This window comes from Paracoccus methylovorus, assembly GCF_016919705.1.
Taxonomy (GTDB): domain Bacteria; phylum Pseudomonadota; class Alphaproteobacteria; order Rhodobacterales; family Rhodobacteraceae; genus Paracoccus; species Paracoccus methylovorus.
The window spans coordinates 246,452-270,115 of sequence record NZ_CP070368.1 but is presented as its reverse complement, the minus strand read 5'-3'; the positions used below and the strand labels follow the sequence as shown (position 1 = coordinate 270,115).

The following is a 23,664-nucleotide window of genomic DNA, read 5'->3' as shown; positions in this document are numbered from 1 at the left end:
ACGTCATGGACCGCTCGATCCCGATGCTGCTGATCGGCCTGATCTTCGGCGGCGGCATGGGCTTTGTCATCGCCGCCGCCAATGGCATCACGCTGGACGGCCACGATCATGGCGGGCATGGGCACAGCGCACAGGGCATGACCCATGACCACGGCCCGCCCATCGACCTGCCGCCCGGCAGCGCCACCATCTCGGCCCGGCTGGAGCCTGACAGCGTTTCGGGCTGGAACCTGTTCATTCAGGCGCAGGGCTTTGGCTTTGCCCCCGAACATGCGGGACTTTCCGCCCGCATGGGCGAAGGCCACGCGCATCTTTACCTCAACGGCACCAAGGTCGCCCGGCTCTATGGCCCGGCCCATCACCTCGACGCGCTTGCTCCCCAAGATCGGCTGCTGGTCGAACTGACCTCGAACGACCACCGCCCGCTGACCGTGGCGGGCCAGCCGCTTGCCGTTGGCCTGACCGTGCCCGAACGCCCCGTCACCATCCGCGCCGAGGCCGAGGGTCTGCCCGACCCGGCCATATGCGCGACGCCCTGAAATAGGCCGGCCAACCGCCGCGTCCGCCTACATCTTTTCGCCGGGCAATTGGCTGGCCTGCCGGACCCAATCGGCAAATTGCTCCTCGTCGAACGGCCCTTCGGGGATGTGCAGGTAGCGCACCTCCGGCTGTTTCGAGGCGACGGGCGGCATCGGCTCAAGCTGCGCGCCGCGAAAGAAGCCAATCTTGATGTATTTCGTCATGCAGTGAAAGCTCAGGAACCAATGCCCCTCTTCGACCCCGTAAAAGGGCGAGTTCCATTTCACCGCCTTCTTCACCCCCGGCTGGGTGCGGGTGATGATATCGTCCAGCTTTTGGCCGATATCCCGCTTCCAGCCCGGCATCGCGGCGATATAGGCCCTGATGGGGGCCTCGCCATAACCCTTGGGGATCTGCGGGTTGCCACCCGAAAGCAGCTTCGGCTTGTCCATCGGTCTAGAACTCCACTCCCGGCTGGGCCTTGATGCCGGCGCGGAAGGGATGCTTGATCTGCTCCATCTCCGTCACCAGATCGGCCAGTTCGATCAGTTCGGGCTTGGCGTTGCGTCCGGTCAGGACCACATGGGTCATGGGCGGTTTCTCATCGCGCAAAAACGCCAGCACCTCGTCCAGTTCCAGATAATCATAGCGCAGTGCGATGTTGATTTCATCCAACAGCACCATGCGGATGTCCGGATCGCGGATCAGCTCCTTGGCCTTTTCCCAACCGGCGCGGGCGGCAGCGATGTCACGCTCGCGGTCCTGGGTTTCCCAGGTAAAGCCCTCGCCCATGACGTGGAACCGGCAGAGATCGCCGAAATGCGTGGTCAGCACCCGACGTTCGCCCGTATCCCAGCCGCCCTTGATGAACTGCACCACGGCGCAGGGCATCTCATGCGCAATGCAACGCAGGATCATGCCGAACCCGGACGAGGACTTGCCCTTGCCCTTGCCGGTATGGACGACGATCAGGCCCTTTTCGCCCTGCTTGTCCTGCATCATCTTATCGCGGGCGACCTTGATCTTGGCCATTTTTTCGGCGTGGCGGGTATTGTCGTCGGTCTGCATCGGGGACTCCTTTGCTTGACAAGTCGGGACCGGGCGCGCACAGACAATTGGCGCTGGTTCCTGTCCTACGACAGGCGAAGAGGGAATGCGACAGGCTTGCGCCTGAAAGCAGCCGCCCCCGCGACCGTGACCGGAAAGGTCGCCCCAAAGCCACTGGCGAAAGCCGGGAAGGCGGGGTGCCCGTGGGCCAAAAGCCCGAATCCGCAAGCCGGGAGACCTGCCAGCGCGAAGGATTTGACCGGCGGACGGGGTGTTCCTGCTGGGGCTTGGGTCATATTGCCCTGCCTCGCGCCGCCTTGATGGATAAGGGCGCATGATCGTCACGCTGCATGTCTGCATTACCTGCCGCGCCAGCCACCCCGTCCTCGACGGTGAGCCGGTTCCCGGCGCGCGGCTGCATGATGCCCTGACCGCTCAGGAAACCCCCGAAGGTGTGCGCATCGTCCCCGTGGAATGCCTGTCCGCCTGCACCAATGGCGCCGCCATCGCGCTGTCGGCGCCGGGCCGCTGGACCTATGTCTATGGCCATATGACGGCCGAGGACGCACCCCAGATCCTTGCCGGGGCCGCAGCCTATGCCGGCACCACCGACGGTATCGTGTCCTGGCGCGAACGCGTCACAATTTTCCGCAAGCGCAGCCTCGCGCGTATTCCACCGATTGGATAAGACATGAGCGATCTGACCAAGACCCCCGTGACCGTCATCACCGGCTTTCTCGGCGCCGGCAAGACAACGCTGATCCGTCACCTGATGTCGCAGCCACAGGGCAAGCGGCTGGCGGTTCTGGTCAATGAATTCGGCACCATGGGGGTCGATGGCGAGATCCTGAAAAGCTGCGCCGACGACAACTGCCCGGCGGAAAACATCATGGAGCTGTCGAACGGCTGCATCTGCTGCACCGTCGCCGACGATTTCATCCCGACGCTGGAAAAGCTGATGGCGATGCCCTCCAAGCCCGATCATATCCTGATCGAGACCTCGGGCCTTGCGCTGCCCAAGCCCTTGCTCAAGGCATTCGACTGGCCGGCGATCCGCTCGCGCATCACCGTGGACGGCGTGATCGCTGTGGCCGATGCCGAGGCGGTGGCGGCGGGGCGATTTGCCCCGGACGAGGCCGCAGTCGAGGCGCAGCGGGCAACTGACCCCAGCCTCGACCATGAAACGCCCCTGTCCGAGGTCTTCGAGGACCAGATCGCCTGCGCCGATATCGTGCTGCTGTCGAAAGCCGATCTGGCCGGCGAGCACGGCCTTGCCGCCGCCCGCGCCGTTATCGAGGCCGAGGCCCCGCGCAAGCTGCCGATCCTGCCCCTGACCGATGGCGTGATCGACCCGCGCGTGATCCTGGGACTGGGCGCCGCCGCCGAGGACGACCTTGCCGCCCGCCCCAGCCACCACGACGGCGCGGACGACCATGAACATGACGATTTCGACTCGGTCGTGATCGAACTGGCCGAGATCGCCGACCCCCTGGACCTTGCCGCCCGCATCGAGCGGCTGGCCCGCGAACAGAACATCCTGCGCGTCAAGGGTCACGTCGCCGTCGCGGGCAAACCCATGCGCCTGTTGGTGCAAGCGGTGGGAGAGCGAGTGCGCCATCAATACGACCGCCCATGGGGCGACCAGCCACGCGCCTCGCGTCTTGTCGTGATCGCCGAACATGACGACATCGACGAGGCCGCGATCCGGGCGGTTCTGGCCGCCTGACGCCATGCACGTCGTCTTTCGCGAAAGCCATGGGCTTGAGGAAACCGAGGTCCCGACCGACCCCGGCCAAAGCCCTGCCGATCTGGTGGTGCTGTCCTATTCCGACAGCGACCTTGGCGCTTTCGCGGCGGGGTGGCACCGTGCGCAAGGGGGGCTGCCGCCGCTGCGGCTGTGCAACCTGTCGGCGCTGCGCCATCCCGTCTCGGTCGATCAGTATTGCGAGACGACGCTTTTGGGTGCCCGCGCGGTGCTGGTCCGGCTGATCGGCGGCGAGCCCTATTGGTCCTATGGTGCCGCCAGCCTGCAGGATATGGCGCGGCGGCGGGGGATCGCGCTGGCGTTCCTGCCGGCGGACGGGCGGCCCGACCCGACGCTGGACCGCCTTTCGACCCTGCCGGTGCCGGTGCTGCGCCACTTATCGGCGCTTAGCGAACAGGGCGGCGCGGTCGCTGCGCAAATGGCGCTGGCAGAGCTGGCACAGGCTGCCGGGTTGACCGCAGGCCCGGTCACTGGTCAGGCCACAATTCCGCAATGGGGGTTCTACGACCCGCAGGCAGGCGTCATCGCAAATCCGGCATTCGGTGCAAATCCGGTTCTGGTCAGCTTTTATCGCAGCTATCTGACATCGGCCGATCTTGCGCCGGTGGATGCGATGATCCGCGCCTTGCGTAAGGCAGGCTTCAACGCGAGCGGGGTTTTCGCGCCTTCGCTGAAGGTGCCGGGTTTCGCGGAATGGCTGGCCCCGCATCTGCCGGGCCTTGCGGCGGTGGTGAACATGACCGCCTTTTCCGCCCACGACGATCAGGGCGCCACACCCTTTGACGGCACGGATTGCCCGGTGTTTCAGGTGGCGCTGTCCACCGCCCCCCGCGCGCTGTGGGCTGCCGAGGATCGCGGGCTTTCCGCCGCCGATCTGGCCATGCATGTCGTGCTGCCCGAGGTGGACGGACGCATCTTTCTGGGCGCGGTCAGTTTCAAGGCCCCGCAGCCGCGCGACACGGCGCTGGAGTTCTCGCGCCTGATCCACGCCCCCGATGCGGGCCGGATCGCCTCGGCCGTGGGTCGCATCCGGGCGTGGCACCACCTGCGCAAGGGCACGCGCAAGGCGGTAGTCCTTTCGACCTATCCCGGCAAATCGCATCAACTGGCCCATGCGGTCGGGCTGGACGCGCTGGCCTCGACCGGTGAAATCCTTGGCATCCCGCATGACGATCTGGGCCGGCGGTTGATGACCGAAGGCATCGACTGGCCGCTTTCGGATTACCTCCGTGCGCTGGCCGGCCTGCCCCAGCGCCTGCGCGAGGACCTTGCCGCCGCCTGGGGCGAGCCCAAAACCGAGGCCCCGGACGGCTTTCGCTTTGCCGCGCTCCGCCATGGCGACGACCTGATCGCGTTGCAACCCGAACGCGGCGAGGTGAAAACCCGGTCCGAGGATTACCACGACCTGTCCCGCACCCCGCGCCATGCCTATGTCGCCTTTTACCTGTGGCTGCGGACACAGGCCGATGTTCTGGTCCACATGGGCGCGCATGGCACGCTGGAGTGGCTGCCGGGCAAGTCTGTGGCGCTTTCGGACGCATGCTGGCCGCAGGCACTGCTGGGCGATCTGCCCGTGGTCTATCCCTTTATCGTCAATGACCCGGGCGAGGCCGCGCAGGCCAAGCGCAGGCTTTCCGCCGTCACCTTGGGCCATCTGCCGCCGCCCTTGGCGCAGTCGGCGATTCCCGAAAGCCTGACGTATCTGGAGCGGCTGCTTGACGAATACTCCACCGCCGACGGGCTGGACCCGCGCCGCCGCGACCGGCTGATCCTTGCCATCCGCGACGAGGCCCGCGCCGCCGGGGTCGAGGCCGACCTTGGCCTGCCCCCCGACGCCGCGCCGGCCGAAGCGATCCCGCTGATCGACCGCTTTCTTTGCGATCTCAAGGACAGCCGCTTTGGCGATGGGCTGCATGTCTATGGCACCGGTCCTTGCGCCGACAGTGAGCGCGCGGGGCTGGCCACGGCGCTGGCGGGTCGGCGGGTCGCGCCCGGCCCCTCGGGATCGCCGGCGCGGGGCCGGCAGGACGTGCTGCCCACGGGGCGCAACCTCTTCTCCGTCGATCCACGCGCCGTGCCCAGCCGCCATGCCCATGCGCAGGGCGTGAAACTGGCCGAGGAACTGCTGCGCCGCCATCTGCAGGACCACGGCGACTGGCCGCACGGGCTGGTGGTTGACCTGTGGGGCAGCGCCACAATGCGCACGGCGGGCGAGGATTTCGCCATGGCGCTGCATCTGGCGGGGATGGCGCCGCGCTGGGACGCCGCCTCGGGTCGCGTCTGCGGGATCGAGATCTTGCCGCTGGCCGAACTGGGCCGCCCGCGCATCGACGTGACCTTGCGGGTTTCGGGGCTTTTCCGCGACATCTTTCCGGGCCTCGCGCAACTCTTCGAAACCGGGGCCGAGGCGCTTTCCACCCGCGATGAGACCCGCGACGACAACCCCTATCTATCCCGCACGCCCCGTGTCTTCGGTCCCAAGCCGGGCTCCTTCGGCATCGGCATCACCAGGCTGGCCGAGAGTTTTGACCCACAGGCGCGGGCAGCGGCAGGCGAGGCGTGGCTTGCCGCCTCGTCCCACGCCATCGGTGCCGACGGCACCATCCGGCATGAGCCGCAGGCGATCCGCGACCGTCTGGCCCGGGCCGATGCCTTTGTCCATGCGCAGGACCTGCCGGAATCCGACCTGCTGCTGGCCAGCGACTATGCCGCGCATGAGGCGGGTTTTGCGGCCGCCATGGCGCGGATCGGTGCCGCGGCACCCGCCCTTTACCACCTTGACGCCACCCGGCCCGACGCGCCCCGCGCCCGCAGCCTGCCCGAAGAGATCGCCCGCGTCACCCGCGCCCGCGCCGCCAACCCCATCTGGACCGACGGGATGATGCGGCACGGCTTTCGCGGCGCGGCCGAGATCGCGGCGACGCTGGACCACATGGCCGCATTCGCCAATCTGGCCGGCGTGGTGCCCGCCCATCTTTTCGACCTTTATCACGATGCGACCCTTGGCCGGCCCGAGGTGGTGGCCTTCATGGAACGCGAAAACCCGGCTGCACTGGCCGCCCTGCGCGCCATGTTCGCACGGCTGCTGGAATCCGGCCTATGGGTCACGCGGCGCAACTGGCTGGGGATAACGCCGTGACCGGTTTCGAGATCAAGGGCTGGTGTCCCGGCGCTTTGCGGCCGATGGCCTCGGGCGATGGGCTGGTGCTGCGTATCAGGACGCGGAACGGCCGGCTGGAACCCGATCAGGCACGGCTGATCGCCGGGCTTGCGGCGCGTTGCGGCAATGGGCTGATGGACCTGACCAGCCGGGCCAACCTGCAGTTGCGGGGCCTGGATCATGCGGGTCATGCCGAGGCCGTCGCCGCCCTTGCAGGCATCGGCCTGATCGACCGCGACGAGGCGGCCGAGGCGCGGCGCAACGTGATCCTGTCGCCCTTTGCCCCCGTGGGCAGCGCCGCCTGGCGACTGGCCGAGGCCATTGCCGCCGCGATGACCGCACCCGATGCGCCGCAGGTGCCCGGCAAGTTCGGCTTCGCCGTCGATACTGACACCTTGGCATTGGCCGACACACCCTCGGACATCCGGCTGCGCCCAAGTGGCTCGGGCTGGCGGATCGTGCCCGATGGCGGCGACTGGTCGCTAAAGGCGGCGGACGTGGCCGAGGCCGCAAACCGGGCTGTCGATCTGGCGCGCTGGTTCATGCAGGACGGTGTGCAAGACGGGCGTGGGCGGATGCGTGACCTCCTGCGCCGCAACCCCGCCCCGCCGCCGGGCGCAAAGCCGCTTGCACCCCCGCCATCGTCCTACTCCGTGCCCGACACCGGCCCCGGCCCTGCGCCGAACGGATGGCTGCTGGGCTTTGCCTTTGGTCAGATCACGCCCGCACAACTGACCGCCGCAGCCGCGCTTGGCCCGTTGCGTCTGACACCATGGCGCGCGCTGTTGATCGAGGGCGCACGCCAGCCGCTGATCCCGGGCGCGATCATGGACCTCGATGACCCGCTGCTGCGCATCCATGCCTGCACCGGCGCGCCCCGCTGTCCGCAAGCGCTCGCCGATGTGCGGGGACTGGCCCGGGCGCTCGCGCCGCGTCTGCGCGCCGGGCAAAGCCTGCATGTCAGCGGCTGCGCCAAGGGCTGTGCCTATCGCGGCGCGGCCTCGGTTACGTTGCTGGCCAAGGCACCTGACCGTTTCGACCTGATCCGGGACGGCGGCCCGAACGATCCCGCCGTGCAAGGCAACCTTTCGCCGCATCGCATCCCGCTGTGACCCTTTCCGACACCCGCCCGCATGAATCAGCCACAACCAGCCCACGGAACCGCCCCGATGCTGCACCAATATGAAACCGACGGCGCGCGGATCTACGCGCAGTCCTTTGCCACCATCCGGGCCGAGGCCGACCTGACCCGTTTCGACCCCGACGAAGAGCCGGTCGTGGTGCGCATGATCCATGCCGCCGGGCTGGTCGGGCTGGAGCGGGAGGTAGAGTTTTCGCCCGGCATGGCCCCGGCTGCGCGCGATGCGCTGAACGCAGGCGCGCCGATCCTGTGCGATGCGCGCATGGTCAGCGAAGGCATTACCCGCGCCCGCCTGCCCGCCGCCAACCGTGTCATCTGCACGCTGAACGACCCATCCGTGCCCGAACTGGCGGCGCGGATGGGCAACACGCGCAGCGCCGCCGCGCTGGAGCTGTGGCGCGACGATCTGGCAGGCGCGGTGGTCGCCATCGGCAATGCGCCGACCGCGCTGTTTCACCTGCTGAACATGCTGCGGAACCCGGCCTGTCCGCGTCCCGCAGCGATCATCGGCTGCCCGGTCGGTTTCGTCGGCGCGGCCGAATCCAAGGCGGCGCTGATGGCCGATCTGCCGACCCCGTCGCTAATCGTGCGCGGGCGGCTTGGCGGCTCGGCCATCACCGTCGCCGCCGTCAACGCGCTGGCAAGCCGAAAGGAATAGCAATGGGCAAGATCATCTGTGCGGGCCTTGGCCCGGGCGATCCCGACCTGATCTCGGTCCGTGCCGACCGCGCCATTCGCGGCGCGCGGCAGATCGCGTATTTCCGCAAAAAGGGCCGCGCAGGTCAGGCACGCCGTATCGTGGCCGAGATGCTGGCCTCCGACGTCGTCGAACATGCGATGGAGTACCCGGTCACCACCGAAATTCCCTTTGACAGCCCGGAATATAACCGGCTGCTTTCGGCCTTTTACGACGACTGGACGGCACGGCTGGCAGAGTTGGCGGCAAAATCCGACGTGGTGGTGCTGTGCGAGGGCGACCCGCTGTTTTACGGCTCGTTCATGCATCTGCACGCGCGGCTGCAAGATATCGCCACGGTCGAGATCATCCCCGGCATCCCCGGAATGACCGGTTGCTGGAATGCCATCGGCCAACCGATGACATGGGGCGACGATGCAATGACGGTCCTAATGGGCACCCTGCCCGAAGCCGACCTTGCCCGCCATATCCGCGCCGCCAACGCGGTGGTGGTGATGAAAACCGGCCGCAACCTGCCCAAGATCGCCCGCGCCCTTGCCTCGGCCGGTCGCATCGCCGACGCTTGGCTGGTCGAACGCGGCACCATGCCCAACCAGCGCGTAACGCCCCTGTCGCAGGCCGATCTGGACGCCTGCCCCTATTTCGCCACCGTGCTGGTCCATGGCAATGGCCGCCGCCCCTTGGCGGATGCCGCGGAATGAGCGGCTGGGTCGTTGTGGCGGGCCTTGGTCCGGGCGCTGCCGATCTGGTCACGCCCGAGGTGCAGGCAGCACTGGCCGAGGCCACCGACGTCGTGGGCTATATCCCCTATGTCGCCCGCATTGCCCCGCGTCCGGGGTTGGTTCTGCACCCTTCCGACAACCGCGTCGAATTGCAGCGGGCACGTTTCGCGCTTGATCTCGCGGCGGATGGGCGGCGTGTCGTGGTGGTCTCGTCAGGCGATCCGGGGGTCTTTGCCATGGCCTCGGCATTGTTCGAGGCGCTGGAGGGGTATGACCCGGCGCCCGATATCCGTATCCTGCCCGGTATTACCGCCATGCTGGCCGCAAGCGCCCGGATCGGCGCGCCGCTGGGTCACGATTTCTGCGCCATCAACCTGTCGGACAACCTCAAGCCCTGGGCCTTGATCGAGCGCCGGTTGCGGCTGGCAGCCGAGGCCGATTTCGCCATGGCCCTTTACAACCCGCGCTCAAGGTCCCGGCCCGAGGGTTTCGCCCGCGCGCTGGAGATCCTGCGCGACACCTGCGGCCCCGGGCGGCTCATCTCGTTCGCGCGCGCCGTCTCGACCCCGGACGAAAGCATCCGCACCGTCACGCTGGCCGAGGCCCGCCCCGACATGGCCGACATGCGCACCGTGGTCATTCTGGGCAACGGCGCAACGCGCAGGGTCGGGGCGTGGGTCTATACCCCGCGATCCGCACCATGAAGCCAGTTCATCACCTCGGCAGGCGCGGCGGTGACGCGGCGCAGCGGCAAGGCGGGTCGGTCGATCATGATCACAGGCAGCCCCAGTTCGCGCGCGGCAGCCAGCTTGGCTTCGGCCGCAGCACCCCCGGCATTTTTGGCGACCACATGGCTGATGGCATGGCGGCGCATCAGCGCAACGTCGCCCGCAATGGTAAAGGGCCCGCGCGACACGATCAGCGTGGCATCGTGCAACGGGTGCGCGGCCACTTCGGCGAAACGCAGCATCCACAGATGGTTCAGCCCGACAAAGGGTTGCAGGTTCTGCCGTCCAATGGCCAGAAACACCGTCGAACCGTCGGCGGGCAATGCAGCGGCGGCGGATTCGAAATCCGCTGCGTGAAGCCAGCGGTCCCCGGGCACTGCAACCCACGGCGGGCGCTCCAGCGCGATCAGCGCCGTGCCCGTGGCGGCGCAGGCGGTGACGGCGTTGCGGCTCATGCTTTCGGCAAAGGGATGGGTGGCGTCGATGACATGGCTGACGCGCTGGGTCCGCAGGTAATCGGCCAGCCCCTCGGGACCGCCGAAACCGCCGATGCGGGTGGGCAGCGGCTGCGGCACCGGATCGGCCGTGCGTCCGGCATAGGAATAGACCGCGTCCACGCCGGCCTCGGCCAGCGTCCGGGCCATCTCGCCTCCCTCGGTGGTGCCGCCCAGCAAAAGGATACGCATCATGGGTGATCCCTGGCTTTCCATTATCGGTCTGGGCGAAGATGGACTTGCGGGCCTGCCACCTGCAACCCGCGATGCGCTGGATCGGGCAAAAATCGTCTTCGGCGCGCCCCGGCATCTGAGGCTGGCGGGAATCGCCCGCCAACGGGCGCGGGAATGGCCGGTGCCCTTCGGCCTTGAGCCCCTGTTGGCGCTGCGCGGGCAAAGCGTGGCGGCGTTGGTGTCGGGCGATCCGTTCTGGCATGGCGCGGGCGGCAGCATCGCCGCCGTCCTGCCTGCGGAAGAATGGCGGGCCTTTCCCACACCGGGCGCCTTTTCTCTGGCTGCCGCAAGGATGGGCTGGCGGCTGGAAGAGACGGCCTGCCTTGGCCTGCATGCCACCCCCTTCGCACGGCTGCGCCCGGTAATGGCACGGGGGGCGCGGGCGATCTGCCTGTTGCGCGATGCCACCGCCCCGGCGCAGCTTGCCGAATGGCTGGCCGCACAGGGTCTGGGCGCCACTCGCATGGTGGTTCTGGAGGCGCTTGGCGGGCCCCGCGAACGCATCCGCGAGACACGCGCCAAAGGCTTCGCGCTTGACTGCACCGCCCCCGTCGCCGTGGCTTTGGACGGGGCTGATCTGCCCCGCGGTGCGGGCCTGCCGCGCGGATTCGGCCTGCCCGACGACAGTTTTGCCCATGACGGCCAGATCACCAAACGCGCCATCCGCGCGGTGACACTGGCGGCACTGGGGCCAAGACCGGGTGAAATGCTGTGGGATATCGGCGGCGGCTCTGGCTCTGTCAGCGTGGAATGGTGCCTGAACGGCGGCCGCGCCATGACCATTGAGCCACGCGCCGATCGTATCGCCAATATTGTCGCGAATATTGCGGCCTTCGGGCTGGCGGACCGCATGCGCCCCCTGCATGGCGCCGCACCCGAGGCTTTGGACGCTCTGCCGCCCCCCGATGCAATCTTTATCGGCGGCGGCTCCGGTGCGGCGCTGGTCGACGCCCTGCCCGCCACCGCCCGTCTTGTGGTAAACGCGGTCACGCTTGAGACCGAGGCGCTGCTTCTGGACCTGCACGCAAGGCGCGGCGGCAGCCTGACCCGGATCGCGCTGGAAGAGGCCGCGCCCCTTGGCCGGATGCGCGGCTGGACTCCGGCCCGCAGCGTCACGCAATGGAGCTGGCCATGAGGGTTGCGGGCATCGGTTTTCGACGCACGGCCAGCCTTGCCTCGCTGGCCGAGGCACTGGCCCGCGCAGGTCGGGCCGACGCGCTGGCGACCAGCCGCGCCAAGGCGCAGGCCCCGGTCATTCAGGCGCTGGCCGCACAGACCGGGCTGCCGCTGATCGCCGTCGAGGTCGGCGGCATCGCCACCCCCACGCAATCGCCGCGTATCCTTGCCCTGCACGGCACCGGCTCGCTGGCCGAGGCCGCCGCCATCGCGGCGCTCGGCCCCGGCGCACGCATCGTGACCACCCGCATCACCTCGCAAGACCGCATGGCCACCGCCGCCATCGCAGAAGGAGATCCCGTATGACCGTCCATTTCATCGGTGCCGGCCCCGGCGCGGCCGATCTGATCACCCTGCGCGGGCGCGACCTGATCGCCGCTTGCCCGGTCTGCCTTTATGCCGGCTCGTTGGTGCCGCAGGCGCTGCTGGGTCATTGTCCACCGGGGGCGCGGATCGTGAACACCGCACCGATGGACCTTGACCAGATCATGACCGAGATCGCTGCCGCACATCAGGCCGGCCATGACGTAGCGCGGCTGCATTCGGGCGACCTGTCGGTCTGGTCGGCCATGGGCGAACAATTGCGGCGACTGCGCGAACTGGGCATCCCCTATGACGTGACGCCCGGCGTGCCCTCTTTTGCCGCGGCCGCAGCGGCGCTGGAGGCGGAACTGACCCTGCCGGGTGTGGCGCAGTCGGTGGTGCTGACGCGGACCTCTGGCCGCGCCTCCGCCATGCCCGAGGGTGAGCGGCTGGCCAATTTCGCCGCCACCGGCGCGACGCTGGCGATCCACCTGTCGGTGCATGTGCTGGACCGGGTGCAGGCAGAGCTGATCCCGCATTACGGCGCGGATTGCCCGGTGGCCGTGGTGTTCCGCGCCAGTTGGCCGGACCAACGCATCATCCGCGCCACGCTGGGCTCACTGGACCCCGGCATCGGCGCGGGGGAACGCACGGCGCTGATCCTTGTCGGCCGGGCGCTGGCAGCCGAAAGCTTTGACGAAAGCCGGCTTTATGCCGGCGATTACGACCGCCGCTTTCGCCCTGTGGGCACCGAGCCGAGGTTCCCCGAATGACGCGCGGTCTGGTCATCAGCGCGCCGGCCTCGGGGTCGGGCAAGACGACGGTCACACTGGGGCTGATCGCGGCGTTGCGCGCCCGGGGGCTGGTCGTGCAGCCTTTCAAAAGCGGGCCTGACTATATCGACCCGGCCTTTCACCGCGCGGCGGCTGGACGCGAATCCTTTAATCTGGACAGTTGGGCCATGGGCCGGGCGCAGATCGCGCATCTGATTGGCGCGGCCACGGGCGCGGATATCGCGTTGGCCGAGGGTTCGATGGGGCTGTTCGACGGCGTGGCCCGCGCGGGCGGCTGCGGCAACGGCGCCAGCGCCGACGTCGCGGCGCTGACCGGCTGGCCGGTGGTGCTGGTCATGGATTGCAAGGGGCAGGCGCAATCGGCCGGCGCCATCGCGCTGGGATTTCGCGAGATGCGCCGCGATGTGCGTTTGGCGGGCGTGGTGCTGAACCGCGTTGCCTCGCCCCGGCACGAGGCGTTGATGCGGCACGCGCTGGACGCGCTGGCCATCCCGGTGCTGGGTGTCCTGCCGCGCGCCGCCGGGATAGAGCTGCCCGAGCGGCATCTGGGCCTTGTGCAGGCGCAGGAACACGCGGCGCTGGATGCCTTGCTGCTTGCGGCGGGCAAGGCGGCGGCGCAACATCTGGACCTTGACGCCATCATCGCCGCAGCCTCGGGCGGCATCGCGACACAGCCTTTCAGCCAACTGCCGCCGCCTGCCGAACGCATCGCGCTGGCGCAGGACGACGCATTTTCCTTTGTCTATCCGCATCTGGTTGCCGGATGGCGCGCGGCGGGGGCGACCATCCTGCCCTTTTCCCCGCTGGCGGATCAGGCACCCGACGAAAGTGCCGGGGTCTGCTGGCTGCCGGGTGGCTATCCCGAACTTCACGCGGGCCAATTGGCACAGGCCGCACAGTTCCGCGACGGGCTGCGCCGCTTTGCCGAAACCCGCCCAGTGCATGGCGAATGCGGCGGCTATATGGCCATGGGGGCGGGCTTGATCGATGCGGACGGCACACGGCATCGCATGGCCGGGCTGCTGGGGCTGGAGACCAGCTATGAAAAGTGTCGGATGCACCTTGGCTATCGCCGCGCCGCGCCTTTGGCCGGGCTTTACCAGCGCGCACTTGCGGGACACGAGTTCCACTATGCCACGATTCTTGCCCAGCCCGACGCGCCGCTGGCCCAAGTCACCGATGCGAATGGCGATACGGTCCCCGAGACCGGCTCGCGCCGCGGCCATGCCACCGGCACCTTCTTCCATCTGATCGGAGAAGCGCCATGATCGAGCTTGCGCTGATCGGCATCGGCACAGGCAGTCCCGGCCACCTGACGCGCGAAGGTATCGCCGCCATGGCGGATGCCGACCTGATCCTGATACCCGCAAAGGGCGACGACAAGGCCGATCTGGCCGATCTCCGACGCGCGCTTTGCCAGCAGGTGCTGACCAGCCCTCCGCCGTTGGCCCTGTTCGACATGCCCCTGCGCGACGTCAGAGACGGTTACAGGCAGGGGGTCGAGGCGTGGCACGACGCCATCGCCACCCGATGGGAACAGGTGATCCGCGACCATGGCGCCCTTCGGCCGGCACTGCTGGTCTGGGGCGATCCCTCGCTTTACGACAGCACGCTGCGCATCGCGGAACGGGTGGCGCGCCGCCTGCCGCTGCGCCTGCGCGTCATCCCCGGCATCACCGCGATACAGGCGCTGTGCGCCGCCCATGCCATACCGCTGAATGCAGTGGGCGCCTCGGTGCAGATCACCACCGGCCGCCAGATCCGCGACCATGGCTGGCCCGAGATGGTGAATGGGAACTTGGACCGGCTGGTGGTGATGCTGGACGGGGAATGCTCATTCCAGCACCTCGATCCTAAGGGATTGCATATCTGGTGGGGGGCTTTCCTGGGCATGCCGAACCAGCTTTTGATCCAAGGGCCGCTGCCCGAGGTCGCGGCACACATCCTTGACACCCGCGCCCGCGCCCGGACCGAGCATGGCTGGATCATGGACATCTACCTGATCGAGCGATGCCGGTCACGCTGACCCTGCCACCGGGCGCCAGGGCAGATGCGCTGGCCGACGCGCTAAGCGGTCTTGGTCCCGGCGTTGCCTTGCGCCGTGCGGCGCTGCATGCGCGCGATGCCCGACCGGTGGTGATGGCACTGCAGGCGCCCGGACGCGGCGCCTATCTGTTCCACGACCTGTGCGCAAAGGATGCCGCCGATGTGGCGGCAACGATCCGCGCCTATCTGGCAGCACCCGATGGCTGGATCGCGGATGCCCGGCCTTGCGGGCGGCTGCGCTTTTGCCTGAAGCTGCGCATCCCCGCGGGCTGAAAAGCCGCCGCCCATACCGCGCGGAGGGAGGAGACGCGGCATGGACGGCAGTTACTGCCAGAAGAACCCCGTGCGGCGCGGGGTAACGGGCGGTGCGGCCCGTCCATTCCAGCCTGCGCCGCAACGCAGCATGGTGCAAGCCCCGCATGTGCACGCAACCAAGGATAGAGTGGTTTTGCCCAAATATTGACCATTCAGGCAGACCAGCAGCGGAAAAAAGCCAGCGTTGGCGCAGGAAAAGCTCCGCGAGGCCAAGGGTTTTCACGAAAATGGCATTACCGATGCGTTGGCAGGCTGGGCGGGCTGTGCAACTCTGATCCGGCGCGAACCCGATTGCAGCCATACGCCACATAAGAGGAACGACGACATGCGCCTGATACTTACTGCCGCCGCTCTTGCTGCGGTTCCGCTTGCCAGCCTTGCCCAGAACGATCCGGTCGAACAGGCCATCAAGGCCCGCCATGGTTTTTACCAGATGCTGGCCATCAACATGGGCACGCTTTCCGGCATGGCCAAGGGCGATCTGGACTTTGACGAAGCCGCAGCCAGCCGTGCCGCAGCCAATATCGAGGCGTTGACGCATTTCGACCTGCCCAGCCTGTTCATCGAGGGCAGCAGCTCCGCCGACGCCCAGAACAGCGCAGCCAGACCCGACATCTGGGCCAACCCCGAGGATTTTCGCGCAAAATTCGCCAATCTGGGCGAGGCGGCGACCGGCGCTTCGGACGCGGTCAGGGGAGGCGTGGGCGATGTCGGCGCGGTGGTCCAGAAGCTGGGCGGCGCCTGCAAGGCCTGTCACGACAACTATCGCGAAAAGAGCTGATGCAAGGCCCCGTCATCCGAGAGGTCCGGTTGTGGGACCCACTGCTGCGCGGGTTCCACTGGCTGCTGGCCTTTTTCGTGATCGCGGGATGGTGTCTGGGCAAGTTCGGTCCGGCCAAGATGACGCTGCATTTCTGGTGCGGCTATGTCGTGGCGGGCCTGCTGATCTTTCGCCTGATCTGGGGATTTTTCGGTCCCCCCCCGGCCCGGTTCTCGCATTTCCTGCGCGGGCCGGGCGCCATCGCGGGCTATATGCGCGGCATGTTCCTGCGCCAGCCCAGCTATTGGCCCGGCCATAACCCGCTGGGCGCGCTGTCGGTCATCGCCATGCTGGCGGTGCTGGCGGCGCAGGTGACAAGCGGGCTGATCTCGGACCCCGACGATTATATAAATGTCGGCCCGCTGGCCTCTTACGTCAGCAGCGCCACCCGGACCAAGGCGGTGGGCTGGCACAATATGGGCGCCACGCTGATCCTGATCCTTGTCCTGCTGCACATCGCGATCATCCTGTTCTATCGCTTCTGGAAGCGCGAGGATCTGGTGGGGCCGATGATCACAGGCCGTAAACAGGTCCGTGAAGAATAGCCGGCGGAATTGATCGAATCGCCCCCTCGTGTCACGCTGGGACATGCCGGGCCAGCGCCTTGGCCGGTCCGGCACGCCTGAACCGCACGAAGGAGCCGATGATGATCAGCAAGACCGTCGCCCTCGCGCTGGCATTTTCGATGGCTGCAATTCCCGCGCTTGCGGATTGCCCCGGCCACAAGAAAGTATCCAGCGACCAGACCGCGGCGACCACGCCGACCGAAAGCCCGGCCCCCGCGCCGAGCGTGAACAGCTAGCGTAAAGGGCGGGACCAGACAGCCCCGCCCTTTCCTTAGTTGAACCTGTTGTCGCGCGGAAAGCCGCGCGGCGCCATGTAACCTGCGCCAGCCCGCTTGCCGAGCCATTCGGTCAGGTCAGGTTCGCTGCGGGTTCGGCCCCCGGATTCCTGCCAGCGCAACCCTTCGGCCAAGGTGATGCAGATCGCATCCGACAGCCCGCCATCCTTGTACTTCTGCAAGCGGACGCCTTTGCCGCGCGACATTTCCGGCAGTTCAGACAGGGGGAACACCAGCAGCTTGCGGTTCTGGCCGACCACGGCGACGTGATCCCCCACGACCTTGCGGCACAAGGCGGCATCGCCGTTCAACACCTGCTTGCCGGCGCGGGTCTGCGCCAGAATATCGGCGGCCGCGACGATGAACCCGTCCCCTGCCTTCGATGCGACCAGATAACGCTCGCCATCGCGCCAAGGGAACATATCGATCACCGCGGCATCGTTCGGCAAATCCACCATCAGCCGCAAAGGCTCGCCCATGCCGCGGCCACCCGGCAGGTTATTCGCCGGCAGAGTGTAAAAGCGGCCATTGCCGGCAAAGATCAGCAGTTTGTCGGTGGTTTCGGCATGCATGGCCATGAAGGGGCCGTCGCCGTCCTTGAACTTGACCTCGCCGTCCAGCGGCTGGTGGCCTTTCAGCGCGCGGATCCAGCCCATTTTCGACAGGATCACGGTGATCGGCTCGCGCTCAATCATGGCCTCCATGTCGATCTCGGCCACTTCGCCCGCCTCGCCGATCTCGGTGCGGCGCTGACCGCCCGGGGCCGATTTGCCGAATTTCGCCCGCGTCTCGCGCAGTTCTTCGGCAATCTTCGCCCATTGCGCACCATCGTCGGCCAGCATGGCCACCAGACCTTCGCGTTCCTTGGTCAGGCTTTCATGTTCGGCGCGCAGTTCGATTTCCTCAAGCTTGCGCAGCGCGCGCAGGCGCATGTTCAGGATTGCCTCGACCTGCACGTCGGACAGGCCGAACTCGGCCATCATCAGGGCTTTCGGGTCCTCCTCATACCGGATGATTTCGATCACCCGGTCAAGGTTCAGGAAGGCGATCATATAGCCTTCCAGCACTTCCAGCCGCGCCGCGATCTTGTCCAGCCGATGGTTCGAACGCCGCACCAGCACCTCGCGCCGGTGGTCGAGGAACGCGCGCAGCACCTCTTTCAGCGAACAGACCTTGGGCACGCGACCGTCAATCAGCACGTTCATGTTCAGCCCGAAGCGCACCTCAAGGTCCGAGACGCGGAACAGCGCCGCCATCAACTGCTCGGCATCGACGGCGCGGGTGCGCGGCTCCAGCACGATGCGGATGTCTTCGGCAGATTCGTCGCGCACATCGGCCAGGATCGGCACCTTCTTGGTCTGGATGACCTCGGCCAGCCGCTCGATCAGCTTGGATTTCTGCACCTGATAGGGGATCTCGGTGACAACGACCTGCCATTGGCCACGGCCCAGATCCTCGACATTCCAGCGCGCCCGCAGCCGCAGGCTGCCGCGGCCGGTGCGATAGGCCTCGGTTATGGTCTCGCGCGATTCGACCAGCACCCCGCCAGTTGGAAAGTCCGGACCGGGCATGATCGAGATCAGCGTGTCGTCGCGGGCATCGGGCGCCTTGATCAGATGCAGGCAGGCGTCGATCACCTCGTGCAGGTTATGCGGCGGCACGTTGGTCGCCATGCCGACCGCGATGCCGCTGGCACCGTTGCACAGCAGGTTCGGAAAGGCGGCGGGCAACACCACCGGCTCTTCCAGAGTGCCGTCGTAGTTGGGGCGGAAATCGACCGAATCCTCGTTCAGCCCCTCCATCAGCGCCTCAGCGGCGGCGGTCAGGCGGGCCTCGGTATAGCGGCTGGCGGCGGGGTTGTCGCCGTCGATATTGCCAAAGTTGCCCTGCCCGTCCACCAGCGGATAGCGCATGACGAAGGGCTGGGCGAGCCGCGCCATCGAGTCGTAAATCGCCGCGTCGCCGTGCGGGTGATAGTTGCCCATCACGTCGCCGGCGATCTTGGCCGATTTGCGAAAGGCTCCTGTCGGGTTCAGCCGCAACTCGCGCATGGCGAAAAGGATGCGGCGATGCACCGGCTTCAGCCCGTCGCGCGCATCCGGCAGCGCCCGGTTCATGATGGTGCTCAGCGCATAGGTCAGATACCGCTCGCCGATGGCGCGCGACAGCGGTTCGGATATGGTCTGATCCTGCTTGGGATCAGGCTGGGTCGGATCGGTGCTGTTCGTATCGTCGGACATGGCCGATTGCATAGGCCCGGCCGCGCCTTCGGTCCAGCCGGAAATGCGCAGCTTGCGAAAGGCACGGCCTTGGCGCAGAACGCCGGGGCTAAGGAGGCGCGCATGAAGACCGTTCTGATCACCGGCTGCTCTTCCGGCATCGGATTGGATGCGGCACGGCACATGCAGGGCCGTGGCTGGCGCGTCATCGCCACCTGCCGCAAGCCCGAGGATCTGGAGGCCCGCCGCGCCGAAGGCTTCGACGCCCTGCCACTGGAGCTTGGCTGCGAGGACAGCGTCGCCCGCTGCGCGCAAGCCGCAATGGCGCTGGGACCTGTCGACGCGCTGGTGAACAACGCCGCCTTCGCCATCCCCGGCGCGACCGAGGACCTGCCGCGCGGTGCGCTGCGCTCGATCTTCGAGGCGAATGTCTTTGGCACCCACGACCTGACCCGCCGGTTGATCCCGCATTTCCGCGATCACGGCGGGCGGGTGGTCAACATCAGCTCGGTCCTTGGGCTGGTCGGCATCCCCTGGCGCGGCGCTTATGTGGCGACGAAATTCGCGCTGGAGGGGCTGACCGACGTGCTGCGCGTCGAAATGGCCGATACGGAGGTGAAATTCATCCTGATCGAGCCCGGCCCCATCGGCACAAGGATCCGGCTGAACTCGATCCCGCATTTCGAACGCTGGATCGACTGGAAATCCAGCCCCCGCGCCGAGCAATACCGCCGCACATTGCTGAAACGCCTCTACGAGCCGGCGGCGAAAAAGGACCGTTTCGAACTGCCGCCCGCTGCCGTCAGCGCAAAGATCGCGCTGGCACTGGAAAGCCCGAACCCGCGCCCGCGCTATTACGTCACCACGCCGACCCATGTTTCAGGCATCGGCCGGCGGCTTCTTTCCACCCGCGCTCTGGACTGGTTCGCACGCCGCAGCTAGGATTCCGCCGAAAGGATCCCCCATGCACGACAAACCGCTGTTCATCCTGCTTGCGATCTGCTGCCTTGCCGTCGTGGTGATCCTGGCCACCGGCATCGGCGGTTTCGCCAAGGGTGGCGAATTCAACCGCAAGCATGGCAATCGCATGATGCGCTGGCGCATCATCGCGCAGGCGATCGCCATCGCGGTCTTCCTGCTTTATCTCTGGGTAAGGAGCAGCTGATGGTCGTCCTGAACAAGATCTATACCCGCACCGGCGACAAGGGCGAAACCGCGCTGTCGAATGGCGAGCGCGTGCCCAAGCATTCCCTGCGGGTCGAGGCTTACGGCACGGTGGACGAACTCAACGCGACGCTCGGGCTGGCACGGCTGCATGCGACCGATACCCTCGCCCAGCGTATCGCGGTGATCCAGAACGACCTTTTCGATCTTGGCGCCGACCTTTCGCGTCCGCGCATGGAAGAGGACGCCGAGGCCCCCTATCCGGTGCTGCGCATCATCGACGCCCAGGTCGAGCGGCTGGAAACCGAGATCGACGAAATGAATGCGCATATCGCGCCGCTGCGCAGCTTCATCCTGCCCGGCGGCAGCGCGCTGTCGGCGCATCTGCACCTGTCGCGCACCGTCGCGCGGCGGGCAGAGCGCGCCGCCGTGGCGCTTGCGGCTGCCGAGAGCGCCAATCCGGCCGCGGTGAAATATCTCAACCGCCTCTCGGACTGGCTGTTCGTGGCGGGGCGTGTGGCCAATGACAATGGCACGCAGGATATCCTGTGGGTGCCCGGAGCCAGCCGTTAGCGACAACATGACAGGATGCAAATGTTACGACGCGTTACGGTCGTTTTTTCCCTGTCATTGTTGCCAATGGCCCGCTAACAAACCCACCGAATAGGTGACGCAACCAAAGGGGAGAGTGCCGATGAAGGTTCTCGTGCCAGTGAAGCGGGTAATCGACTACAACGTGAAGGCGCGTGTTAAGTCGGACGGTTCCGGTGTCGATCTTTCGAACGTGAAGATGTCGATGAACCCGTTCGACGAGATCGCGGTTGAGGAGGCGATCCGGCTGAAGGAAGCCGGCAAGGCCTCCGAGGTGATCGCGGTCTCGATCGGCGTGAAGCAGGCGGCCGAGACGCTGCGCACGGCGCTTGCGATGGGCGCGGACCGGGCGATCCTGGTCGTGGCCGCCGAGGACGTGCACCAGGATATCGAGCCCTTGGCGGTGGCGAAGATCCTCGCCGCGGTCGCGAAGGCCGAGGGCACCGAGCTGATCATCGCCGGCAAGCAGGCGATCGACAACGACATGAACGCCACCGGGCAGATGCTGGCGGCGATCCTGGGCTGGGCGCAGGCGACCTTCGCCAGCAAGGTCGAGATCGAGGGCGGCAAGGCGAAAGTCACCCGCGAGGTCGACGGCGGGTTGCAGACCATCGAGGTGGCGCTGCCGGCGGTGGTCACCGCCGACCTGCGGCTGAACGAGCCGCGCTATGCGAGCCTGCCCAACATCATGAAGGCGAAGAAGAAGCCGCTCGATGAGAAGACGGCCGGCGATTACGGCGTCGATGTCTCGCCGCGGCTGGAGGTGGTCTCGGTGCGCGAGCCCGAGGGGCGCAAGGCCGGCATCAAGGTCGGCTCGGTGGACGAGCTGGTGGGCAAGTTGAAAGAAGCGGGGGTGATCTGATGGCTGTTCTGCTGCTTGGAGAAGTCACGAATGGCGAGCTGAACCGCGACGCGACCGCCAAGGCGGTCGGGGCGCTGAAGGCGCTTGGCGATGTGACGGTGCTCTGCGCCGGGTCGCAGGCGCAGGCGGCGGCCGCGGAGGCTGCGAAGATCGCCGGCGTTTCCCGCGTGCTGGTGGCGGAAAACCCGCTTTACGGCCACCGGCTGGCCGAGCCGACGGCGGCGCTGATCGTCAGCCTTGCGGGCGATTACAGCCACATCGCCGCGCCGGCCACGACGGATGCCAAGAACGTCATGCCGCGGGTTGCGGCGCTTCTGGACGTGATGGTGCTGTCGGATGTGTCGGCGATCGTCGACGCGGATACGTTCGAACGCCCGATCTATGCCGGCAACGCCATCCAGGTGGTGAAGTCGAAGGATGCGACCAAGGTCTTCACCATCCGCACCGCGAGCTTCGACGCGGCGGGGATCGGCGGCCCGGCGCAGGTCGCCGAGGCCGCTGCGGCCGCCGATCCGGGCCTGTCGAGCTGGGTGGGCGACGAGGTCGCGGCCTCGGACCGTCCCGAGCTGACCTCGGCCAAGCGCGTGGTCTCGGGCGGCCGGGGGCTGGGCTCGAAGGAAAGCTTCGCGATCATCGAGGCGCTGGCGGACAAGCTGGGCGCCGCGGTGGGCGCCTCGCGGGCGGCGGTCGACAGCGGCTATGCCCCGAACGACTGGCAGGTCGGGCAAACCGGCAAGGTGGTGGCGCCTGAGCTTTACGTGGCGGTGGGCATCTCGGGCGCGATCCAGCACCTCGCCGGGATGAAGGACAGCAAGGTGATCGTGGCGATCAACAAGGACGAAGAGGCCCCGATCTTCCAGATCGCCGACTTCGGTCTCGTCGGGGATCTGTTCACAACCGTCCCGGAACTCACAGGGAAGATCTGAGCTTCTTCGTTGCATAAATACCCTAGGGGGCAACGCCTTGCGCGCGCCCACCGAAACTTCCAAACCGCCCGGCACCACACCGGGCGGTTTTTGCATTGAACGTCCAACCCGCTTGCGCCTATCGTCCGGCCTGACCGACGAAAGGATGAGTTCATGGCGATTCAATCGGTAGGCGTGATCGGCGCCGGACAGATGGGCAATGGCATCGCGCATGTCTTTGCACTGGCGGGTTATGACGTGCTCATGACCGACATCTCGCGCGAGGCGCTGGACAAGGCCGTGGCTCTGATCGACCATAACCTGGAACGTCAGGTCAGCCGCGGCAAAATCTCTGCCGAGGACCGGGCTGCGGCAATCAAGCGCATCACAACCACCCAGACGCTTTCCGATCTGGGCAAGACCGACCTGATCATCGAAGCCGCGACCGAGCGCGAAACCGTCAAACAGGCCATTTTCGAGGATCTGCTGCCGCATCTGAAACCCGAGACCATCCTGACCTCGAACACCTCTTCCATCTCGATTACCCGGCTTGCCAGCCGGACCGACCGTCCTGAACGCTTCATGGGTTTCCACTTCATGAACCCGGTCCCGGTCATGCAACTGGTCGAGTTGATCCGCGGCATTGCCACCGATGAGGAAACCTATCGGGCCTTGGTGGAAGTGGTCGAAAAGATCGGCAAGACCTCGGCCAGTGCCGAGGACTTCCCGGCCTTTATCGTCAACCGCATCCTGATGCCGATGATCAACGAAGCAGTCTATACGCTTTACGAGGGCGTAGGGTCAGTCAAATCCATTGATCAGTCGATGAAGCTGGGTGCCAACCATCCGATGGGGCCACTGGAACTGGCGGATTTCATCGGCCTCGACACCTGTCTGGCCATCATGAATGTGCTGCATGAGGGGCTGGCGGATACGAAATACCGCCCCTGTCCGCTTTTGGTGAAATATGTCGAGGCCGGCTGGCTTGGCCGCAAGACCGGGCGCGGATTTTATGACTATTCCGGCGAGGAGCCGGTCCCGACGCGCTGAGGGCAAGAGGGGGCTCTGCCCCCACACCATGCGGACCCCCTGATGGGGTCCGTATGGTGTTCCCCCGGGGT

The 23,664-nt window shown here is 66.9% G+C and carries 27 protein-coding genes and 1 riboswitch; of the genes, 23 read left to right on the top strand and 4 right to left on the bottom strand.

Going from position 1 to position 23,664, the window contains the following annotated elements; translation table 11 throughout:
- Window positions 1-5 precede the first annotated feature (5 nt).
- Window positions 6-539 (top strand): hypothetical protein, encoded by a 534-nt coding sequence (locus tag JWJ88_RS01330; RefSeq protein WP_205294327.1) that lies wholly within the window; start codon window positions 6-8, stop codon window positions 537-539.
- 27 nt (window positions 540-566) lie between these two features.
- On the opposite strand, the gene JWJ88_RS01325 is transcribed toward JWJ88_RS01330, so the two are convergent.
- Entirely contained in the window at window positions 567-971 is a 405-nt protein-coding gene (locus JWJ88_RS01325) for a DUF1801 domain-containing protein (RefSeq protein WP_205294326.1), read from the bottom strand.
- 4 nt (window positions 972-975) lie between these two features.
- On the bottom strand, window positions 976-1,587 hold the full coding sequence (gene cobO / locus JWJ88_RS01320; protein ID WP_205294325.1) for a cob(I)yrinic acid a,c-diamide adenosyltransferase: 612 nt from the start codon (window positions 1,585-1,587) through the stop codon (window positions 976-978).
- A 37-nt stretch (window positions 1,588-1,624) separates the two neighbouring features.
- Window positions 1,625-1,826, top strand: a riboswitch (cobalamin riboswitch).
- Between the two features lie 74 nt (window positions 1,827-1,900).
- Here cobO and JWJ88_RS01315 point away from each other — a divergent pair.
- From JWJ88_RS01315 to cobJ, 7 genes are read left to right on the top strand one after another with little or no spacing between them, the layout of a single operon-like run.
- Entirely contained in the window at window positions 1,901-2,254 is a 354-nt protein-coding gene (locus tag JWJ88_RS01315; protein WP_205294324.1) for a DUF1636 domain-containing protein, read from the top strand.
- 3 nt (window positions 2,255-2,257) lie between these two features.
- Window positions 2,258-3,292, top strand: coding sequence for a cobalamin biosynthesis protein CobW (gene cobW, locus JWJ88_RS01310; protein WP_205294323.1), 1,035 nt, complete (start codon window positions 2,258-2,260; stop codon window positions 3,290-3,292).
- 4 nt (window positions 3,293-3,296) lie between these two features.
- Window positions 3,297-6,470 carry a cobaltochelatase subunit CobN gene (gene cobN / locus JWJ88_RS01305; RefSeq protein ID WP_205295089.1) on the top strand — a complete coding sequence of 1,058 codons (3,174 nt, stop codon included), beginning with the start codon at window positions 3,297-3,299 and terminating at the stop codon, window positions 6,468-6,470.
- Window positions 6,467-7,603, top strand: a complete 1,137-nt coding sequence (locus JWJ88_RS01300) for a precorrin-3B synthase (RefSeq protein ID WP_240200170.1) — start codon at window positions 6,467-6,469, stop codon at window positions 7,601-7,603. The genes cobN and JWJ88_RS01300 overlap by 4 nt, the downstream gene beginning before the upstream one ends.
- A 57-nt stretch (window positions 7,604-7,660) precedes the next feature.
- Window positions 7,661-8,290, top strand: coding sequence for a precorrin-8X methylmutase (locus tag JWJ88_RS01295; RefSeq protein ID WP_205294321.1), 630 nt, complete (start codon window positions 7,661-7,663; stop codon window positions 8,288-8,290).
- Between the two features lie 2 nt (window positions 8,291-8,292).
- Window positions 8,293-9,030, top strand: coding sequence for a precorrin-2 C(20)-methyltransferase (cobI, locus tag JWJ88_RS01290; RefSeq protein WP_205294320.1), 738 nt, complete (start codon window positions 8,293-8,295; stop codon window positions 9,028-9,030).
- Complete coding sequence (cobJ, locus tag JWJ88_RS01285; RefSeq protein ID WP_205294319.1) at window positions 9,027-9,755, top strand: precorrin-3B C(17)-methyltransferase; 729 nt, start codon at window positions 9,027-9,029, stop codon at window positions 9,753-9,755. The genes cobI and cobJ overlap by 4 nt, the downstream gene beginning before the upstream one ends.
- On the opposite strand, the gene JWJ88_RS01280 is transcribed toward cobJ, so the two are convergent.
- The gene (locus JWJ88_RS01280; protein ID WP_205295088.1) at window positions 9,731-10,465 is read right to left on the bottom strand and encodes a cobalt-precorrin-6A reductase; all 735 of its coding nucleotides are present in this window, start codon (window positions 10,463-10,465) and stop codon (window positions 9,731-9,733) included. The two genes, cobJ and JWJ88_RS01280, sit on opposite strands and share 25 nt — an antisense overlap.
- Window position 10,466: 1 nt before the next feature.
- On the opposite strand from JWJ88_RS01280, the gene cbiE reads away from it, so the two are divergent.
- The 9 genes from cbiE (at window position 10,467) to JWJ88_RS01235 (ending at window position 16,763) form a co-directional block, all read left to right on the top strand.
- Window positions 10,467-11,642, top strand: a complete 1,176-nt coding sequence (cbiE, locus tag JWJ88_RS01275; RefSeq protein ID WP_205294318.1) for a precorrin-6y C5,15-methyltransferase (decarboxylating) subunit CbiE — start codon at window positions 10,467-10,469, stop codon at window positions 11,640-11,642.
- Complete coding sequence (locus tag JWJ88_RS01270) at window positions 11,639-11,989, top strand: cobalamin biosynthesis protein (RefSeq protein ID WP_205294317.1); 351 nt, start codon at window positions 11,639-11,641, stop codon at window positions 11,987-11,989. Before cbiE ends, JWJ88_RS01270 begins: the two co-directional genes overlap by 4 nt.
- Window positions 11,986-12,759, top strand: coding sequence for a precorrin-4 C(11)-methyltransferase (gene cobM, locus JWJ88_RS01265; RefSeq protein ID WP_205294316.1), 774 nt, complete (start codon window positions 11,986-11,988; stop codon window positions 12,757-12,759). The genes JWJ88_RS01270 and cobM overlap by 4 nt, the downstream gene beginning before the upstream one ends.
- Complete coding sequence (locus JWJ88_RS01260) at window positions 12,756-14,048, top strand: cobyrinate a,c-diamide synthase (protein ID WP_205294315.1); 1,293 nt, start codon at window positions 12,756-12,758, stop codon at window positions 14,046-14,048. Before cobM ends, JWJ88_RS01260 begins: the two co-directional genes overlap by 4 nt.
- The gene (gene cobF, locus JWJ88_RS01255; protein ID WP_205294314.1) at window positions 14,045-14,806 is read left to right on the top strand and encodes a precorrin-6A synthase (deacetylating); all 762 of its coding nucleotides are present in this window, start codon (window positions 14,045-14,047) and stop codon (window positions 14,804-14,806) included. The genes JWJ88_RS01260 and cobF overlap by 4 nt, the downstream gene beginning before the upstream one ends.
- On the top strand, window positions 14,791-15,099 hold the full coding sequence (locus JWJ88_RS01250) for a DUF1636 family protein (protein WP_205294313.1): 309 nt from the start codon (window positions 14,791-14,793) through the stop codon (window positions 15,097-15,099). Before cobF ends, JWJ88_RS01250 begins: the two co-directional genes overlap by 16 nt.
- Window positions 15,100-15,466: 367 nt before the next feature.
- Window positions 15,467-15,922: a c-type cytochrome gene (locus JWJ88_RS01245; protein ID WP_205294312.1), complete on the top strand. Its 456-nt coding sequence runs from the start codon at window positions 15,467-15,469 to the stop codon at window positions 15,920-15,922.
- Entirely contained in the window at window positions 15,922-16,506 is a 585-nt protein-coding gene (locus JWJ88_RS01240) for a cytochrome b/b6 domain-containing protein (protein WP_205294311.1), read from the top strand. The genes JWJ88_RS01245 and JWJ88_RS01240 overlap by 1 nt, the downstream gene beginning before the upstream one ends.
- A gap of 101 nt (window positions 16,507-16,607) precedes the next feature.
- Window positions 16,608-16,763: a hypothetical protein gene (locus tag JWJ88_RS01235; RefSeq protein ID WP_155984334.1), complete on the top strand. Its 156-nt coding sequence runs from the start codon at window positions 16,608-16,610 to the stop codon at window positions 16,761-16,763.
- Window positions 16,764-16,798: 35 nt separating this feature from the next.
- Here JWJ88_RS01235 and parC read toward each other — a convergent pair whose 3' ends face one another.
- Complete coding sequence (parC, locus tag JWJ88_RS01230; protein ID WP_205294310.1) at window positions 16,799-19,042, bottom strand: DNA topoisomerase IV subunit A; 2,244 nt, start codon at window positions 19,040-19,042, stop codon at window positions 16,799-16,801.
- A gap of 102 nt (window positions 19,043-19,144) precedes the next feature.
- Between parC and JWJ88_RS01225 the strand changes: the two genes are divergently transcribed.
- From JWJ88_RS01225 to JWJ88_RS01200, 6 genes are all read left to right on the top strand, one after another.
- The gene (locus JWJ88_RS01225; protein WP_205294309.1) at window positions 19,145-19,963 is read left to right on the top strand and encodes an SDR family NAD(P)-dependent oxidoreductase; all 819 of its coding nucleotides are present in this window, start codon (window positions 19,145-19,147) and stop codon (window positions 19,961-19,963) included.
- A gap of 22 nt (window positions 19,964-19,985) precedes the next feature.
- A complete protein-coding gene (locus JWJ88_RS01220; RefSeq protein ID WP_205294308.1) occupies window positions 19,986-20,186 on the top strand; it encodes a twin transmembrane helix small protein in 201 nt (66 codons plus the stop codon).
- A complete protein-coding gene (locus JWJ88_RS01215; RefSeq protein WP_205294307.1) occupies window positions 20,186-20,758 on the top strand; it encodes a cob(I)yrinic acid a,c-diamide adenosyltransferase in 573 nt (190 codons plus the stop codon). The genes JWJ88_RS01220 and JWJ88_RS01215 overlap by 1 nt, the downstream gene beginning before the upstream one ends.
- 121 nt (window positions 20,759-20,879) lie before the next feature.
- Window positions 20,880-21,638, top strand: coding sequence for an electron transfer flavoprotein subunit beta/FixA family protein (locus JWJ88_RS01210; protein ID WP_205294306.1), 759 nt, complete (start codon window positions 20,880-20,882; stop codon window positions 21,636-21,638).
- Window positions 21,638-22,564 (top strand): electron transfer flavoprotein subunit alpha/FixB family protein, encoded by a 927-nt coding sequence (locus JWJ88_RS01205; RefSeq protein WP_205294305.1) that lies wholly within the window; start codon window positions 21,638-21,640, stop codon window positions 22,562-22,564. The genes JWJ88_RS01210 and JWJ88_RS01205 overlap by 1 nt, the downstream gene beginning before the upstream one ends.
- A gap of 153 nt (window positions 22,565-22,717) precedes the next feature.
- Entirely contained in the window at window positions 22,718-23,593 is an 876-nt protein-coding gene (locus tag JWJ88_RS01200) for a 3-hydroxybutyryl-CoA dehydrogenase (RefSeq protein WP_205294304.1), read from the top strand.
- Window positions 23,594-23,664 lie beyond the last annotated feature (71 nt).